This is a genomic window from Lewinella sp. W8, assembly GCF_004375085.3.
Lineage (GTDB): Bacteria > Bacteroidota > Bacteroidia > Chitinophagales > Saprospiraceae > Neolewinella.
On the sequence record NZ_SNAQ03000012.1, the window covers coordinates 21,889 to 39,318 of the forward strand.

At 54.4% G+C, this 17,430-nt stretch carries 12 protein-coding genes; 9 read left to right on the forward strand and 3 right to left on the reverse strand.

Translation table 11 applies throughout. The annotated features are described in order from the left end of the window. Positions 1–146 precede the first annotated feature (146 nt). The 8 genes from E1J53_RS14075 (at position 147) to E1J53_RS14110 (ending at position 13,529) form a co-directional block, all read left to right on the forward strand. Positions 147–875, forward strand: coding sequence for a DUF6090 family protein (locus E1J53_RS14075; RefSeq protein ID WP_368671759.1), 729 nt, complete (start codon positions 147–149; stop codon positions 873–875). A 170-nt stretch (positions 876–1,045) separates the two neighbouring features. Continuing rightward, positions 1,046–1,603, forward strand: coding sequence for a hypothetical protein (locus E1J53_RS14080; protein WP_134272066.1), 558 nt, complete (start codon positions 1,046–1,048; stop codon positions 1,601–1,603). 156 nt (positions 1,604–1,759) lie between these two features. Continuing rightward, positions 1,760–3,958, forward strand: coding sequence for an endo-1,4-beta-xylanase (locus E1J53_RS14085; protein WP_134272067.1), 2,199 nt, complete (start codon positions 1,760–1,762; stop codon positions 3,956–3,958). A 151-nt stretch (positions 3,959–4,109) separates the two neighbouring features. Further along, positions 4,110–6,275 carry a sensor histidine kinase gene (locus tag E1J53_RS14090; protein ID WP_134272068.1) on the forward strand — a complete coding sequence of 722 codons (2,166 nt, stop codon included), beginning with the start codon at positions 4,110–4,112 and terminating at the stop codon, positions 6,273–6,275. A 440-nt stretch (positions 6,276–6,715) separates the two neighbouring features. Continuing rightward, a complete protein-coding gene (locus E1J53_RS14095; protein ID WP_173021491.1) occupies positions 6,716–8,317 on the forward strand; it encodes an FISUMP domain-containing protein in 1,602 nt (533 codons plus the stop codon). Positions 8,318–8,766: 449 nt separating this feature from the next. Beyond that, positions 8,767–9,645 (forward strand): hypothetical protein, encoded by an 879-nt coding sequence (locus tag E1J53_RS14100; RefSeq protein WP_134272070.1) that lies wholly within the window; start codon positions 8,767–8,769, stop codon positions 9,643–9,645. Positions 9,646–9,720: 75 nt separating this feature from the next. After that, the gene (locus E1J53_RS14105; RefSeq protein WP_134272071.1) at positions 9,721–11,370 is read left to right on the forward strand and encodes a serine hydrolase; all 1,650 of its coding nucleotides are present in this window, start codon (positions 9,721–9,723) and stop codon (positions 11,368–11,370) included. A 668-nt stretch (positions 11,371–12,038) separates the two neighbouring features. Continuing rightward, entirely contained in the window at positions 12,039–13,529 is a 1,491-nt protein-coding gene (locus E1J53_RS14110; protein WP_134272072.1) for an SH3 domain-containing protein, read from the forward strand. Positions 13,530–13,587: 58 nt separating this feature from the next. On the opposite strand, the gene E1J53_RS14115 is transcribed toward E1J53_RS14110, so the two are convergent. After that, entirely contained in the window at positions 13,588–14,289 is a 702-nt protein-coding gene (locus E1J53_RS14115; RefSeq protein ID WP_134272073.1) for a response regulator transcription factor, read from the reverse strand. A gap of 3 nt (positions 14,290–14,292) precedes the next feature. After that, positions 14,293–15,732, reverse strand: a complete 1,440-nt coding sequence (locus tag E1J53_RS14120; RefSeq protein WP_134272074.1) for a HAMP domain-containing sensor histidine kinase — start codon at positions 15,730–15,732, stop codon at positions 14,293–14,295. 122 nt (positions 15,733–15,854) lie between these two features. Here E1J53_RS14120 and E1J53_RS14125 point away from each other — a divergent pair, with 122 nt between their 5' ends. After that, entirely contained in the window at positions 15,855–17,042 is a 1,188-nt protein-coding gene (locus E1J53_RS14125) for a redoxin family protein (protein ID WP_134272075.1), read from the forward strand. A 69-nt stretch (positions 17,043–17,111) separates the two neighbouring features. Here the strand turns inward: E1J53_RS14125 and E1J53_RS14130 are convergent, their stop codons facing one another. Next, on the reverse strand, positions 17,112–17,408 hold the full coding sequence (locus E1J53_RS14130; protein WP_134272076.1) for a hypothetical protein: 297 nt from the start codon (positions 17,406–17,408) through the stop codon (positions 17,112–17,114). Between the last annotated feature and the right edge of the window lie 22 nt (positions 17,409–17,430).

Below are 17,430 nucleotides of genomic sequence, written 5' to 3' on the forward strand. Positions count from 1 at the left end.
GGCCAGAAACAAAAAGGTTTTTAGCAAAATACCCCTACCTTCCCTTAGCGTTGTTAGCGTTACGGATTGCGTAGCTGCCCGGAAATTTCCACTAGACTAAAACTCCCGGTCCCATCAAAATATTCAGAAGAATTCGTCAAAGCCTACTGGCTGAAGGGAAGTTTCGGAAATACCTGAAGTACGCTACGGGAGAGGTTATTCTGGTCGTAATCGGTATTTTGATCGCGCTCCAGATCAATAACTGTAATGAAGGAAGAAAAGCGGCGTTTGTCGAGCAGCAGTACCTGGAGGCCCTACGGGATGAGTTCAAAAGTAACTTAGCCGAAGTTAACCGGGTGATCACTTCCTGTGATTCTGCCTTCCGGTCCTGTAAGCAGGTGATCAATAAAATGGATGAAGACGGTCAACGACTGACGGACCTCGAATTGCAGCAGGCCCACATGAACGCCTTTCGCTTTCCTCCGAAGTTTACGCAGAGCCCGGGTATCCTTAATGACCTTATCAACTCGGGCTACCTGAGTAAACTGAACAATATTGAGTTACGCTCCCAGCTACAGCGATGGCTGGTTACCATTCAGGAAGTAAAGGATGAAGAGGATGAGTTTTGGCAGCATCGGGAAAAGGTCATTGAATTTATGCAGCGAGAGTATTCCTTCAGGAAATTCATGATCGAGGCAGAAGAAGGGTTTATCGGTGAGATCGTTCCAAACGACACCACGAAGGATAACGTTTCCCTTTTTTATGATGAGGAGTTGGACAACATCATGCTACTGTACTCCCTGGTCATGAGGTCGCTGCAACTTCATTATTACCCCGCGCTTAAGGAGAATATCGAATTAATCCTCGCCGAGATTGAAAAAAGCCTGTCGGAATAGTTGGGGGGACACCATCGACCGTGCGGTAAATCCATGGGCCAGAAATATTTCCTTCCGGCCGTGTGTAAGGTTGTCGGAAAAATGAGATAAGCATTTGGGACGGAAGGTAGTGGCTACTATCCGGTGCCTACTCCGTACAGGGGAGTATTTATCAAACCAAAACCTGAGCCATGAGCAAGCCAAACCGCAGCGGGGACGACCAGCAGGAGCTGGAGCGCAAGGTCCGCGAATTCTACGACGATATTCTGGACAAGGGTACCGACATCGACCGGCGGAAGTACCTGATGGCCCTGATCAATTTCAAGATCGAAAAGGTCCGGTCCAAGAATGCCCGGGCCACGAGAATTGATTACTGGCTAAAGATCTCCATTCTGTTGCTGGCCGCCCTGTCCACGATCATTCTGGGGTTAAAGCTTTCTCCGGATGACTGGAGTATGCATTCGGCCAACCTCGCGCTGATCATTACCTCCGTCATTACCTTCCTGTCCGGTCTTTCCGCCTTCTGGGACATCGAAAACTACCGGATGCGGACCAAAATCATGTACAATAAACTCAAGGAGCTACGGTATGAATTTGCCTTCCTCCACCTTGACGAGCAAGCTCCCGAAGAGGACTACCTTCGGCAAACCATGAAGGCATTCCTGAACATCATCGGCGACGGTTACTGGGAAAGAAGGTACCTGCAGCGGCTGGACGAATCCGGAACGAGAAAGGAGGAAAAGGAGTAGTCCCTCATTTTTGGGTGCCGATCAAAAAGGGTAGGGGGACTGCCCAAATTTTTCCTACCTTGTTGTTACGCGCACCCGGGTCACTATTTACCGTCGGGTCATGCGCGCTTTCATCCCAATAATTTCAACACAAAGCACCCAACACCAACTCCCATCATGAGGACTAATCGATTTACCTTCCCTAACCTTATTCTCTTTTTTCTGACCCTGGCGGCGTTTGCCCCCCTCCGTGCGCAAGACGGACTTAAAGACCTGGCCAGTTCCAAAAAGGTCTACATCGGCAACCTGATCAGTAACGCTCATCTCGACAATCCGGAGACCTTCCGCAACGGCATGGCGGATGCTCATCTGCTGGAAGAGTACAACGCCGTCGTCCTGGAAAACTACATGAAGAGCAGCTTCATTCTGCCCGGCGAGGAACCCGAGAACATCCACGACCTGACGGTGGAAGAGCTCCGGGCCACGCTCACGGACGAAAACATTGAAGCCTTCCTGAGCAACGAAGACTGGGCCGGCCTGCGAAAGCGGGGGCACGTTATGATCTGGTTCACCCAGGCCCCCCAGTGGCTCAATGAGGTGGGTCCGACCTGGACCGGCCAGCAGGTATTTTCCTTTGCCCGCCGCTACATCCTGGCCCTCGGCCAGATTTGCGGCGACCGGGTGGATGAGTGGGACGTCATCAACGAAGCCATCTCCGACGATGCTCCCGGCGGGCAGCGCCGTTGGCGCCCCGGAACCTGGTACCGCCGCGCCAACGATGGCAGTATGACCGACTGGGGAGAGGCCACCTACGAGAACTTCATCAAGATGCTCTTCACCTGGGCCCGCGAGGCCCAGCCGCAGGCCCGTCTACACTACAACGACTACGGCATCGAAAATTTCAGCGATTCGCCGGCCTCCAAAAACCGCTTCATGCGAGATAAATTCAAGGCCCTCAAGGACTGTGGCGCCCCCATCGACGGCATCGGGTTTCAGTCCCATTTTGTCCTCTCCCAGATGGTCAGCTCCACCGGAGAAATCAATCAGGGATTCATCGACGGCATTGAAGATTCCATGGAAGATTTGGCGACCGCCGGTTTGGAAGTCGCCGTCACGGAGCTGGATATCCGGGTCTGCAACGGGGATCGCGACGAGGACTTCCAGGAGGAAGCCTTTCGGGAGTACGTGGCCATGGCGCTGCGTCAGCCCAACTGTCACGAGGTGATGATCTGGGGACTCCGCGACGAAGACAACTGGATCACCCTGAGAAATGACGGTCCCTTCATGGGCTGCGAGGACGCCGTGATTACGGAAGGGGATAATTATTCCCCCAAACCCGCCTACGATGGCGTCGCGGCCGCCCTGAATTCTTTGATGGATCAGGACGACTTCGGGTTTGCCGCCCTCAACCCCGGTAGCGGCACTACGGCGGACTGTGGTGGCATGGGCAGCCTGGAGCCGGAAGTCATCTCCATCGGCGGCCCCGTGGCCGTCGCGCCGGGCGGACAGGTTACCGTCCCGGTAACCTACGTGTCTACGGGCAATCAGGACATCGTCCTTGCCCTCCAACTGGACTCAGACCCCTTCACCCTTTACACTCAAACCACCGTCAGCGTCTCCGAAGGAACGGGTACCGAAGACATTACGTTGGACGTTCCCATGTCGGTGCCGCCGGGTGATAACCAGTACCGCTACCAGGCCTACCTGACGCCCACCGGCGAGGGCATCCCCGGCAGCGTGAATAACCTGGTGCGCTCCGGGATCACCGTGCTGGGAGAAGACTCCCAGTTGATCATTTCCATCTCCGGTCCGGAGACCGTGGGCCGGGGCGACACCGCTGCGGTGGAGGTGACGTATAGTGCCGTGGAGGGACAGGAGATCGTGGTCTGGTTTCAGCTCGATCAGAGTCCCTTCACGACCTTCCAGGAATTTCGGGAGGAAGCCGCCACGGGGCTGAACACCATTACCGCCAAGCTCTTCATTCCCCTGGACGTACCCATCGCAGAGGATGCTTACCAGTTTCAGACCATTTTGGTGCCCACGGGCGGAGGCTGGACCGAGCGCATCTCCAACGTCGGACAGCCCAACGTTGACGTAGAGATCGGGACGAGCGTCGGTGAGTTTGGCGAAAACAGTATTCCGCTGCGGGCCTACCCCAATCCCACTGAAGGTTGGTTGACCGTGGAGCTGCCCCCGAGCAGTGAGGAAAGTAACTACCGGATTTATTCGGCCCGTGGCCGGCTCGCCCGAGAGGGGACAATCGGTGGTGCCAGCTCGCGGATGAGGATTGACGTGGCGGCCCTGCCGGAAGGGATTTACGTCCTTGAGCTTCAGCGAGGGTCGGAGCGGGGTGTGGTCCGCTTTATCAGGCGGTAAGGGAGCACAATTGGGGGTTAAGCACCCACGATTGGGTGGTTGCCTACCGGAGAAGGGAGGTTTGACTTTCGTGCATTACCTTCATCATCGTATCCAGGTATTCCCGTATGGTAGGGAATGCACCCCAGTTGTTTATTAAAAACGTACACACATGTTCCTACGGTTAGCAGTCAGGCAGGGTCTCCCCGTGCTACTACTCTTCTTTTTCCTGCCCCTGACCGCCCAGATTCCCGAGGCCTACCTTAGTGAGGAACAACTTCTCGCCCGTATCGAGGAAGGTAGCCGTGACGCCAACCATTTCCGGGATTTATTTGAGTTGATCACCGTCAAGACCCACAATGAGTTTTCTTCTCCCGATAAGGCTGAGGATCCGATGGTCCCCATCCGGCCCTACCTGAACGAATTGTACGCCCTGGGGGAAGAACTGGGGGAGCCCTACCGGACCCGGGCCCGGGTGGCGGAATTACGAACCAAGGCACGCCTCTGCTATGACCTGCCGAAAATAAGACGCGACTCTCTGCCGCTCATCTACGAATCCATCTCCAACGATCTCGGTCCGGAACGTACGCCCGAAATCCTGGCCACCCGGCAACTGATGATTGAGGGAATGTTCTTTCAGTGTCTGAGGGTCTGGAACGAGGCGGATTCCTTTCGGGTCGTCACCGAACGGCTGTACAACGACCCGATGGTGAGTGACTCCCAGCGCCTGGCGTTGTCCCTTTACATGATCGTCGATCAAATGAGGAGTAACGACCGTAGTCGGGGCAGGGAGATCATTCAGGATGGTTTGCGGACGGTTGAACGGCTGGAGGGAAATCATCTGATCAAAACGAGGTTCTACACGCTCATGGGGGATTTTCACCGGAATTTCACGGGCGATCACGAACAGGTAGAGGAAATGTTTCTGCTGGCCGAGGAAAACCGAAAAAAGATCAACCCCGATCGTGCCAGGGCAATCACGGGCATCAGCCAATTCCGACTAATGAATTTTATGGACTGGGGGAAATTCGACGAAGCCCAAAAAATTGTTGACTCGCTCTCGCTGGCCCATCAGGAAGAATATGGCGATGACATTCCTTACGTGAAGCGGATGTCCAACCTGGCCACCCGGCTGGAGATTTGCCGGAAAACCGATAACGATTCCTGTTTTGCGATTAAGGAAGAAGCGGATAGACTCCTGGCTAATCCTCCGATGAGCCGGGAAGAACTGGCCGACGATTACACCTACTATTCCACCCTGGTGGAATCCGCGATTTACGATGATATCCTGGGTAACAAAGAGCAGGCCTTCGATAAGTATGCCGAGTCGCTTGACCGGATGTTGAAGTTTCGATTCCCTAATTCGGAGCAGGCACTCGACTTCCTCAGGCCCTACCTGGAGATGCTCAAGGAAAGGGGGGACGACGAGGAAGCCCTGCGGGTTTACCGGGTCATCGTCTACTTCCTGGACTATAAACTGGAGACGACCGAAAACGACGCGGCCAGCAAGGAGGCCTTCGCCCTGGACGTCAGTGAGAATAAACTGGCCAAACAACGGGCGGAACAGGAGAGTGCCCTGACCCGACAGGAGGCCGCCAGTGACCGCCGCATTTTCGTTCTCAGTCTCATGGGACTGGGGTTGCTGCTGGCGGTCATCGGGTATTCCTTTTTACGCAGCCGTAGGTACGCCCGGGAAATCGCCGTTCAAAAGCAGATCGTAGAAAATTCGCTGCAGGAAAAGGAGGTCCTCCTGAAAGAAATTCACCATCGGGTGAAGAACAACCTGCAAATCATTTCCGCTATGCTTTCCAAGCAGGCCCGGCTGTCGGCGGACCCGAACCTGAAGAAAATGGTGGACGAGGGGAAAGACCGTATCCAGTCCATGGCGCTCGTTCACCAGAATCTTTACCAATCCAATAATTTGAGCGGGGTGAATATGCGTAATTATCTGGAGGAACTCGGTGAGAACATCAGTCAGGGCTATAAGAACCAGGAGGTTCGGTTGAAACTGAACGTCCCCGACAAGGTTTTCAGTTTGGATACGGCCATTCCCGTTGGACTCATCCTGAATGAATTGCTGACCAACAGTTATAAATACGCCTTTCCGGGAGACCGGAAGGGGCAGGTGACCGTATCCCTCCGAGAGGAAGAGAAAGACCTGTTCGAGCTACACGTCGCCGACGATGGTGTCGGCATCCCCGAAGATCAGGGACTGGACTCCGGCAATACCCTGGGGGTTAATCTGGTCCGGGGACTCGTGCGCCAACTCCGGGGAACGGTGAACTGGCAGAAACAGCCGGAAGGTACCGTGGTGCAGCTCCGGTTTCGGGCGGCCTGATTCATTAGCTAAGCTTGGGCAGTAACTTGACATCCAGCTAATCTTTACGGGTACTCACGTCGGTTCCATAGGGGGGCTAGACGCTGAGTAGACGCTAGATTGATAAATCCGGTCAATAATTTGACCAGGGCGATGATGCCATATTTAGAGAGTATTATTTGTCGAAAGGTGAACTAAACCAGAGATGCATTTTGCCGTAGGAATAGGGTAAAGGGCCGGTTTGTCCATTGCCATTCAGCACAGATTTTGACCCCCCAGAACATATTTGATACCGTTCAGAACATTGAGTTATTAAGTTTTTGAGAGAAGTATTCGCTCCTCCTAGTTTGGCCATCAGAAACCGGGAGGAAGCCGAAAATCCTGAAAAGAGTAGGCATGAATACTTTACTCAACAGTACTACAAAATGAGACTTCTAACGCTATTATTCTTGTGCTCCGTAATGGGATTGTCCTCCCTTCAGGCACAGGTTGTCACCGAATGGCAAATGCACGAAGGAAACGAGGGCATCGTCGATTTCCGCACCAGCAGCCACGGAGATCCGGCCGCCTATACGCAAATCAGCATTCCGGACCCGAACGATGAGGACTGGGAAGCGGCTCCCCTCGACGACAATGGTCAGGTATCCATTAGCCGGCGTTCCGGACTCCGGTGTAAGCAGCAACTGGATTTCCTGTATTTCCAGACCGAAGTGAATGTCCCTAAAGGCATGGAGATCGATGAGTTTAATATCTCCTACGATAAAGCGGACGACGGCGCCCGGATTTACTTCTTCAATTCCAAGCACCCCAATGGCCATTTCAACCCTAAGGCAGACCTCGTCCTGGGCGGGAGTATCGGATCGGTTAACCTGAAGGACGAAATTGTCGCCGGTGAAGTAAACCGGGTGGTCATTGTGCAGTACGATAACTGCGCGACTGGCAATAACATCCAGGGTATCCGCATCAAAGTCAATGGTACGGAAGTTGAGGCCGGTGAGTCGATTCTGGACATGTGTGGAAACGAGTACACCACCATGCAATTCGGTAATCAAATCTGGCTTCAGGAGAACTTACGGGCACCGGCCTGCTCTTCCTGTCCGGAGATTACATCAATTCAGCTCGGAAACCACCCCTCCCGGAATCAGGAGTTTTACGTCTTTGATAAGCCACTTTATGCTCACTACAACAACAACGAAAACGATCTGGATCCCGTTACCCAAAAGCCCCTGGGAGCACTCTTTAATTTTGCGGCTATCGAAGCCTGCAATGTTTGCCCGGAGGGCTTCCGGATCCCATCCACCCGCGACTGGGAAAAGCTCATGACTACCATCAAGAACGACGCCAAGGTGTTGAGAACTCGTGATGCCGAGAACGACAATAAACCTTTCATGTACATAGCTGGTCGGGCGGACGCCTACGGCTCGGTAGTGCGCGGTCGCTTTGTACAGTTTTGGTCAACTGACACGGATAAATCTGCGGAATACAAGGCCAACGCCTTTTATCTCGGGTCTACCGTCAAGATGAGTCCCGAAGACAAGCGCCTGGGGCTTTACGTACGCTGCGTGAAATCGGCTACTCCCGAGATTCCCGATCAGTTTAAGCTCCACGCCTACTCCATCAACGGCAAGCGCGAGCTGGGCAATTACTGGATGGGCTGGTACGGACAGGCCAACTGGGCCCAAATCCTTACCGGCGCCAACGCCGATCAGGCCAAGATCATGAGCGTTAAAAAAGTGACCGCGGATGACGTCAAGGATATCGTTTACCTCCAGGTAGAGAACTTTGGCGACCCCGGCAAGGAGTACTACCTTACCATCGATCGTCAGGATGGGAATAAGGTGAAAATCGCGGAAGGACAGAGCCCGCTGGCTAAATTCCGCGTGAAGCCTGCCCTGCAAACCGAAACGCCGGACAGCGACTACGTATCCTTCGAGTCGATTCAACTGCCGAACTTCTACCTGCGGCACATGGGCTACAAAATGTACGTGTCCGAGGCTACGGAAGGGAATCTGAAAAATAAGGTGTACCTGGAAGACGCCTCCTGGCTGTTCCAGAAGCTTTAATGGGAATGCTCCCCAGGCCTTTCGTGGTCACCCGAATCATGGCCTGGAACGTCCTTCTGCTACGGTCCCGAGTTTAGCTTCGCTGCTACCTTCGGTGGTTGTAACTTGTCGGGATCACCGATTTTTGAAAAATGCGACGGCGCGCAGGTGCAGAAAGTACCGGTGCGCCGTTGTATTTTGGAGCAATACGCCGCTCATTCCTATCCTGGAATTTTCACCTGTACGGGAGGGGCCTCAGGGAGCCTGGATGGGCAATGGCTGAGGCAGGCCTGCCGTTAATCGGCCCTTAAAGACATTTTACATCCTTTTACATTTTGGGTAAGGATGGGGAGGGCACCGGATTTATCTTGTGGTTATCTTGATGTAAACCGGAGGTTGAAGTTCATCGGGCAAAGCAAAGCGGAATCTTCGTGCGCTGCCGGAAGACCAATCTCGCCATAACGCAAACCATGACCATACTGATCTTATTACTTGGCCTCTTTAGTTTCTCTCAACCCGTGGAAATAGTTCCCCCGGAGTCCACCGTCGACGCCCTGTATCTCAGCACCGATGACGGAGCAAGTTGGACGAATTTCGCCAAGGGGCTTCCCGCCAACGTCCAGACCCGCACGGTGTTTGAGCATGAGGGCACCCTTTTCCTGATTACCGGAAACCACGGCATTTTCCGCCTGGCTAAGAATAGTGACACCTGGAGGCGGAGCAGCACCGGCCTTCCCTTCAACGAACCCTTCTTTCACCCGCTATCCCTGACCGTCACCGGCAACGTGTTGGTTTTAGGGACCTTTCAGGACGGGGTGTTTCTGTCGCGGGACGGCGGTCGGACCTGGTACGCTTCGCCGGATCATTTCGAGCAGGTAGCGGCCAATTTCCTGCCCACCGGGGAGGTGCTGCTGGCCGGCACCCATGCCGGCATCTGGACATCCGGGGACAACGGGGAGCACTGGAACCGGAACGAGGAGGACCTGACCCCCATCAACGGCATGCTGATGCACCGGGGAAAGATTCACGTGGCCCGTCAGAACGGCATGGGCGTCCTGGAGGACGGGAAGATTGTCTGGTCGGAAATGCGGTCAGACTGGGCCATCATTCAGTTGCTCCAGGATGAGGAATACATCTACGCCGTGTCCGCCTACCGGGAAATTTTCCGTTCCCGCGACGGGAAACACTGGGAGTCCCCCTGCGAGGAAGGCATCATTCGCCAGCCCCAAACGCTGGCACAGTACCTTTGGAACGGCTACCGGCCGGCCCCACCCACGCAGCTCGTTCCCGCCACGATCGTCAACACCTCCCGTGGTTGGGTACTCCCGGTTAACAACGGCGGTTGTTAGTTTACGACTACCTAGGGGTTAAATAGGTGAATGGCCAAAGTCTACTTCATGACCGGGCCGCAACCATAAAACTACATGAAAGACACCCTCTTACTTTTCGGAATTGTCGCTTTGAGCCTGTACTGGAGCACGGCCGCAAACGGACAGGAGCTCCATCTGCAAGATCTGGAAGCTAAAGTTGAATCCCTTGTCCCATCCGCAGTGAACGACACGACTCCCGGCCTGGTAATCGGGGTCGTTCATGAAGGAGAGCTGATCTTTAGTGCGGGATATGGGCTGGCCAATCTTGCTTACGGTATACCAAATGATGCCCAATTGGTGTATAACCTTGGGTCGGTTAGTAAGCAATTTTTGGGATATGCCTTTGCGATGTTACACGCAGAGGGGAAGTTGGATTTGGATGACCCCGTTGGCAAATACCTGGACGATTGGCCCGAATTTGAACACCAGGTATCCCTCCGGCACCTTCTCACCCACACCAGCGGTTACCGGGAGGCGTACACCATGTCCGACCTCGCGGGAAGGCCCATCGGAGTTGACCGACTTTCCCGGAAAGAATGCCTTGACGTAGTGCGGAAGCAACCAAAGCTCGAATTTGTCCCCGGGGCCCGATATACTTACAACAGTACGGCCTGGGTCATTTTGGCTGAAGTGTTGGAGCAGGTAACGGGGCAGCCCGCGCACAGGTGGGTGAAGACAAACGTATTGGTGCCACTCGGGATGGACAACACCTACATCGAATCATTTGTCGGGGAGGTTATCCCGAAGGCCGCAGAGTCTTACTTCTACGACCGAAACCTGGGGTACGGTAATTCGAAAAGCAATCGGGCCATTTTCGGGGCTTCGGATGTGTGCGCTTCGGTAGAAGATTTACTGCACTGGTTGAATAATTTCCGGACTAAAAAAATTGGTGGTGAAAAGGTAATGGACCTTTTCCTGACCCCATTTATGCTCAATGATGGTAGGAGCTCAGGCTACGGATTGGGCATTCAAAATGGTTTGCACAAGGGCGTGCGGATGTACAGCCACACCGGATCTCATGAGTCCTTTCTGACCCAGATTCGATACTATCCAGATCATGCTTTGGGAATCGTGACGATATCAAATTTTGGGGGTAATGGCTGGATAGCAACGGGTCAAATAGCCGAATACGTCCTCAAAGATTTCATGAATTTTCCAAAGCAGGAAGAACATCCGCGGGTTGATCTTCCAGTGGAAAAATTGGAGCAATTCTCGGGAACCTACTTGTCGCCCAGTCACAACCAAACAACCAACCTGAGGTTGGTGAACGATACGCTGACCATTTGGGGAGGAACGAAATTAATCCCCCTCTCCGAAAAAAGGTTTTATTCTGATACCTGGGGAGGGCAATTTGAGATCGTGGAGCAGGAAGATCACCTGCCCAAATTGATCATTCATGCCGACGCAAAGTCCGAATACCAGCAGGTAGCGTCCTGGTTTCCTGCGGCGGATGAGCTGGAAGTATATCGGGCAGATTATTACAGTAAGGAGCTTGAAACTGCTTACCATTTAGTGGTTGAAGAAAACCAACTTCGCGTCCGGCATCGGTGGTTGGGAGAGGTGAGGTTAAACCCCGTTACCCGTGATGTATTCCAATCAGATTGGGGGTGGTTCCTGGAGTTTGAGCGATCAGCATCTGGAGACATCCTTGGGTTCAATATCAACAGCGGCCGAACCCTGGGCGTCTTCTTTGAGCGGAAGTAGTGATCAGCTCCAGGCATTTTTCCGTGGCCATATTGGAAGTAGGGTAACAATTCACGGTTCTGATCAGGTTAATCGTGGTCGGAAGCCTGTTTTGCGAAGGCTTAGCCGAGCGAAATGGTGTCCGACCACGATTTGATGGACAGCTCAAGCGCGAAATTTTTATCACCCTATTTTGGATGTTTTGGGCGCCGGTCCCGAGTTTAGCTTCGCTGCTACCTTCGGTGGTCGTAACTCGTCGGGATCACCGATTTTTTTGAAAATGCGGCGAAGCGCGGGTGCCGGATAATTATCTTGGATTAGGTATGTTATAAAACCTTTCGCGGCTCTACACTGACCGAATAAGCGGTAAGTTCTTAAACCCCTTAGTACGGCACTCTGGCTGAAAACGAGGGCTCCATGGCATCCCGGCTGAGCACGAGGATTCCGTTACGCTGCATCCCGGCTAGGCCGTGCATTTCGCTTCACTGCATCCCGGCTGAGCACGAGGATTCCGTTACGCTGTATCCCGGCTAAGCCGTGCATTTCGCTTCACTGCACCTGAGGTGATCGCCCATGCCCTTCTTTTTTACCGTTCAGAACATATTTCTTACCATTCGGAACATAGGTGGAGGTAAACGATGTGAGGGCCAATAATCTTGCTACTTTTCGGTAAGTCAAAACACTCATCTATGCTAAGAATTGTATCCCTCATGATCCTGCTGGGACTACTCACGGCCTGCGGGTCCTCCGCAGGCACCGAGGCCACTCCGGCTATCACCGGGGATTCTATCCCCGCGGAACAGTCAACTCCTGCCACCGATCCCGCTCCGAGCCAGGTCATCTCCTGGGTGGAAAACCTCAACGTCCGTAAGACCCCGGACCTTAAGGGGGAAGTGGTCGCTCAGGCAAAAGAAAACGACGTGCTGACCCTGACGGGAAACAAGACCAGCACAACGGAGACCATCGAGCTGCGCGGAAAGAGTTACACCGAGCCCTGGGTGGAAGTCACCACCGCCGACGGCAAAACGGGCTGGGTATTCGGCGGTGCCGTGAAGATGCCCGGTGAACGGAAGGGCAACGCCCTCAACACGGCCACCAAATTTACCTACCCCTGCTTCGGTACCTTTGATCTGACCCAGTGGCAGCGGAGTAGCACCAGTACGGGGGACGACGAAAGTGACGTCTCCTCCGCCGGTGCCACCTACCAGAAGGGCGGGCAATCCCTCGAAATCGTTGAATTGGAAAGTGAATATTACTGGGAGAAAAAATACACCCTTAAGGACACCGGCGGGAAGGTGCTCAAGGAACGGACGATCGGCATCCTCTTCGACGTAATGCCCGACGAGCAGAAGATGCTGACCGAAAAAGTAACGGATTATACCACCAGCCCGGCCACGGTTTGCACCCGTAGCGAACCATGGACCAGTACCGAGTATTTCTACAACATCAAGCCCCGTCCGGACATGGTCCGGGGAGCCATGACCACCCGGCAGGACGCTACGGTGGGAAAGGGGATGACTTTGGCGGATAAGCCAACGACGGGGAAGCTGAGCAAGATGGACGGATTCTGTGGTAGCCTGACGGGCGCAGACTTTTCCTGTTCCTGCGCCTATAACGTGGGCGATACCTACCAGGGGGATCCCTACTTTTCTTCCGATATGGACAAAAATGCCTGCGTGTCCATCAACGGATCCATGCAGCAGCTGACGAAAGAGAGTTCCAGCGCTCTGACGTCGCTTAAGCGTCTGGCCAATACGGCAACCAAAGACTGGATGGTTATGAAGGAGAGCGGTCAGGTGCTTTACTTTGGTAAGCCCCTGGAGGATTACCGGTATACCGACGGCGTGGCCTTTTTGGTGGACGTCCTGCTGGCCAGCGACAAAAAAGTTACCGAAATTCCCGTTCGTAACGATGGCTATCAGGGAATGGCCATCCGGGAAGTCCGGGATATTCCGGCAGATGCCATCCAGATGGTTAAGAATATCCGCCAGCAGGGGCAAACCAATACGGTAGAAATTCAGGAATATTCCACGGCGGATTATCGGATCGTCACCCGCATCCACAAGTCAAAGGACAACGGCACCGAAGCGAGTGAATACGGTGGCCGACTGGTATTGCTCACCCACGACGGGAAGACCGTCCTCGACGAGAAAGAAGTCAGGGGTACCTGTGGTTGTTAGGCCACGGAGGGTTCCCTACGCACAAGCCCCCGGCTTCCGCGGGAAGTTGGGGGCTTGTTTATTCAATTACCAGTTTGTAGCCTACGCCCCGCAGGTTGACAATCCGGACCGTGGGTTCCTCCCGGAGGTATTTGCGGAGCCGGGAAATGAAGACGTCCATGCTCCGGGAGTTGAAAAATGAATCGTCCCCCCAGATCTTCAGCAGAATGCTTGATTTTGGCAGCACCCGGTTCGGGTTTTCACAAAGGAGTTTGAGGAGTTCCGCTTCCCGGGCCGTGAGACGTTGCTCCGTTCCGTCGGGCCGGAGGACGAGCAATTGCTTACTGTTAAAGGTATAGCTTCCCAACTCGAAGAGGTAGCGTTCGGAGGCTTCCAGGCGGGCGGCCAGCCGGTCTTCGCTCAGCAGTGCCCGCATCCGGACGAGCAATTCCTCCATGGCGAAGGGTTTGCGGAGGTAGTCGTTGCCCCCCGCGGAGAATCCCCGGACGACGTCTTCGGCTTTGATCTTTGCCGTCAGGAAGATGATGGGGGTGTGCCGGTCGGTATTTCGGATCATTTTGGCGACGTCAAACCCGTTCATTTTCGGCATCATGACGTCCAGCACGACCAGGGCCGGTTGGTGGGCGAAGAACAGCGACAGGGCCTGGTTGCCATCCGGAGCGTGCAGCACCCGATAGCCCTGTTTTTCCAGGCCTTCCTTCACGAGCAATCCGAGCGCGAGTTCATCTTCGACCAGTAGAACGGTAGTTGGGGGAGCCATAGGTTATACTTCCGTTGTGGGTAGGGTGACGGTGAAGGTGGAGCCAGCTGCCGTACTCCTGGTGAGCTCGAGATTCCCGCCCAATTGCCGCAGAATGCCTCTGGCGTAATAGAGGCCGATTCCGAGCCCCTTGACGTCGTGGGTTCCTCCTTCCGAAATGCGATGGAATTTTTCGAAGATGCTGTCCCGTTCCGATGGGGGAATACCCGGGCCATTGTCGGTGAAGGAAATGGTCACCGATTGGGGGAGAGTTTTTACCCGAACGGTCAGTTCGGGGTGTTCGGGGCCGTATTTCAGGGCGTTGCTCACGAGGTTGTGAAAGACGTTTTGCAGGTGGTGTGGGTCCGTGTCAACCTCAATGTCCTTAGCGGGCAATACCGTGATGGTGGCACCGGCATGATTCTCGTAGTAGGAGATGACCTCCGTCAGTATGGCGTTAGGGTTGACGCGCTCCAGAGTAATACCGGCCTGCTGCTGGTCAACGAAAGTGACCTTCAGGACGTGATCCACGACCTCGGCAATGCGCTGCGCCTGCTGCTCGCTCATGGCGAGGTATTTATTGGGTTTGGGCAGATTGTTGTCCTCCCGCAGGGTGGCCAGCGCCAGTTTTAGGGTGGCAATGGGGGTAAGGAGTTCGTGGGTCACGTTGTCAATGAAGTCGTCCTTGAGCCGGGACAAACGGGCCTCCCGTCGGGCAAGTTTCAGTAGCCACCAGAAACCGGCCACCATGAGCAAAAGGATGATCAGGGTCATGAGGAAAACCAAGCCGGCGCGGCGAAACACCTCCAGCGCCGGTTGGGCCAGCAGAATGGAAACCAGATTGTTGCCTTCTACTTTCGCGGGTAACCGCTGGTGTTGGAAAAAGAGGCTTTCGTCGGGAACTGCGGCCAAGGAGTCATGCTCCAACACCAGGGAAAAGGCACTACGGATGTCCAGGGAGTCAAGTTCGCGGGCGACCGCCGTCCGCAGGGTTTCGCGGGAGATTTGGATGGAATCGGAATAGGTGATCAGGCGTTTGCCCAGCTCGTCGGTCCAGTACATTATGGACCCTTCTACGAGTAGGGCCCGGTTACGTTCCAGAATTTGCTCCTCCATTTGTTGTACGGCCGCAACGGAGTCCACTAGGTCCGGGAAAAAGATGGACACGTGGATGTCGCCGGTTTGCGGGGAAATGATGAATACTTTAGGCTGGTCTTCCTCCACGCGGATTTCCAGGCGGACCAATTCCGGATCCCGGAGATCCCGGGCGAAGAGGTCGTTGATCGTCGAGATGCGCCGGGCGTCGGCGCGGTCAATGGCCTCGTCCAGCGCAGCGGTGAGTTCCCGCTGGATGGTAAGGCGATGCTTTTGGTAAACCTGGTAGCCGAAGTAGACTTGCAGCAGAAAGATGCCCAAAAGAGAACCCGTAATCAAGAACGAAAGTGACTGCGTACGTTTGGTCATGACCCAAAGCTAATGTCTACGGTCAAGGCTGAACGGGCCATTAGCAAACATTTACACTTCTTAAGGGAGCCGTTAACCCTGTTTTTTTTCCGGGGCGCCGTACTTCGCTCAAAACCTACGCCATGAAGTACTACATCCTATTCTTTTTCCTTTTTGCTGCATACGCTCCCATTTTTGCTCAGGGACTCACTCCGGGCGAAAAAGCCCCTCCGCTCAGTTTTGCTTTCCTGGGGGAAGACCCGACGGCCAATCAGCCGGAGACCCATACCGGCAAGGTCCTGCTGCTGGATTTCTGGGCCACCTGGTGCGCGCCCTGCATTTCGTCCATGTCCCATCTGGATAGCCTGCAGGAGGCTTTCCGGGAGGAGCTTCGGGTCATCGCCGTCAGCGAAGAATCAGAAGATCGGCTCTTGCGCTTCCTTCGCCACACGGATCACCAATTTCTCTTTGCCCGGGACACCGGCGACCTGCGCGAGCTGTTTCCCTACGGCGTGATTCCCCATTCCGTCCTCATCGCCCCCGACGGCACCGTCGTGGCCATTACCTCCCCGGATAACATCACCCGGGAGGTGATTGAAAAGACCTTACGGGGCGAAGTGGTTGATCTGCCGGTAAAACGCTACGCCCGGGACTTTGATCCTACCCATGACTATTTCCAGCTGGATACCAATACGGTAAGGACCTTTACCCTCCAGCCCCACAATCCCGTGACCCCGAGTTTCACCAAGCAATTTTATGACGGGCCCTTCCGGGGGCGGAGAATGTCCGTTTATAACCTCACCATTCCCGGCCTGTATCGGATGGCCTACGAAACCACCATTTATCGGATGGAACTGGAGTTCGAGGAATTCCTGGTTGATTGGGAGCGGGAAGAAAATCGTTTCTGCGCCGATGTTGTAGTGGAAAACCCGGAGGATTTACTTCCGGAATTTCGCCGTCACCTTCAGCAAGCTCACCCCATCAAGGCGCGTACGGAAAGACAAACCCGTGAGGTGGTCGTATTACGGGCAATAAAGGACGGTACCCTGGCGGCCGTTCCGGCGACTCCAGTGGAGGGGTATACGGGCCGCCAGGATGGCTTTAGTAGCGAAGGAGCTACGGTGGAGGATTTTCGATCTTATCTGGAGGGCTTCGGTATCTTCAACCTTCCCGTGGTTGATGAAACGTCCATCGCAGGGGCTTACGCCATTGATTTTACCTACGATCCGGAGAATCCAACCACCTTCAAGACCGCCATGGAAGAACTGGGCCTAACCTACGCCAAGGAGGAACGGGAAATCGAGGTGCTGATCCTCTACCTGGAAGAATAAGCTGAGCGGAGTTGTTCGTGTTGGCCTTTTCGAACGGTTCGCCGGTTCCGCCGGCGAACCGTTTGGGCCTTAGGAACCCGCAAAGGGAGAACCAAAGATGCCGACGGCCAGCTCGGCCCAAATCAGCAGGAAAAGCACCAGCAGGAACAGTCCGAGCAATATTCTGGTCCTGGTCTGTTTGGTGGCCTGGAGCATCGCCTCGATACCAACTGCGAATAAAAATAACAGACCGCCCATCACCAGGAAGTCTCCGCCGGACCAGTTGACCTCCTCGGTGAATTGCATGGCCAGGAAGGGAATGAGTAGCAGTACAGCAATACCCAGCAGGAAGTAGCCCAGTCTGCGGAAGTCGGAAGTAAGTTGCATGGCAAATATTTAAAGTACTTTG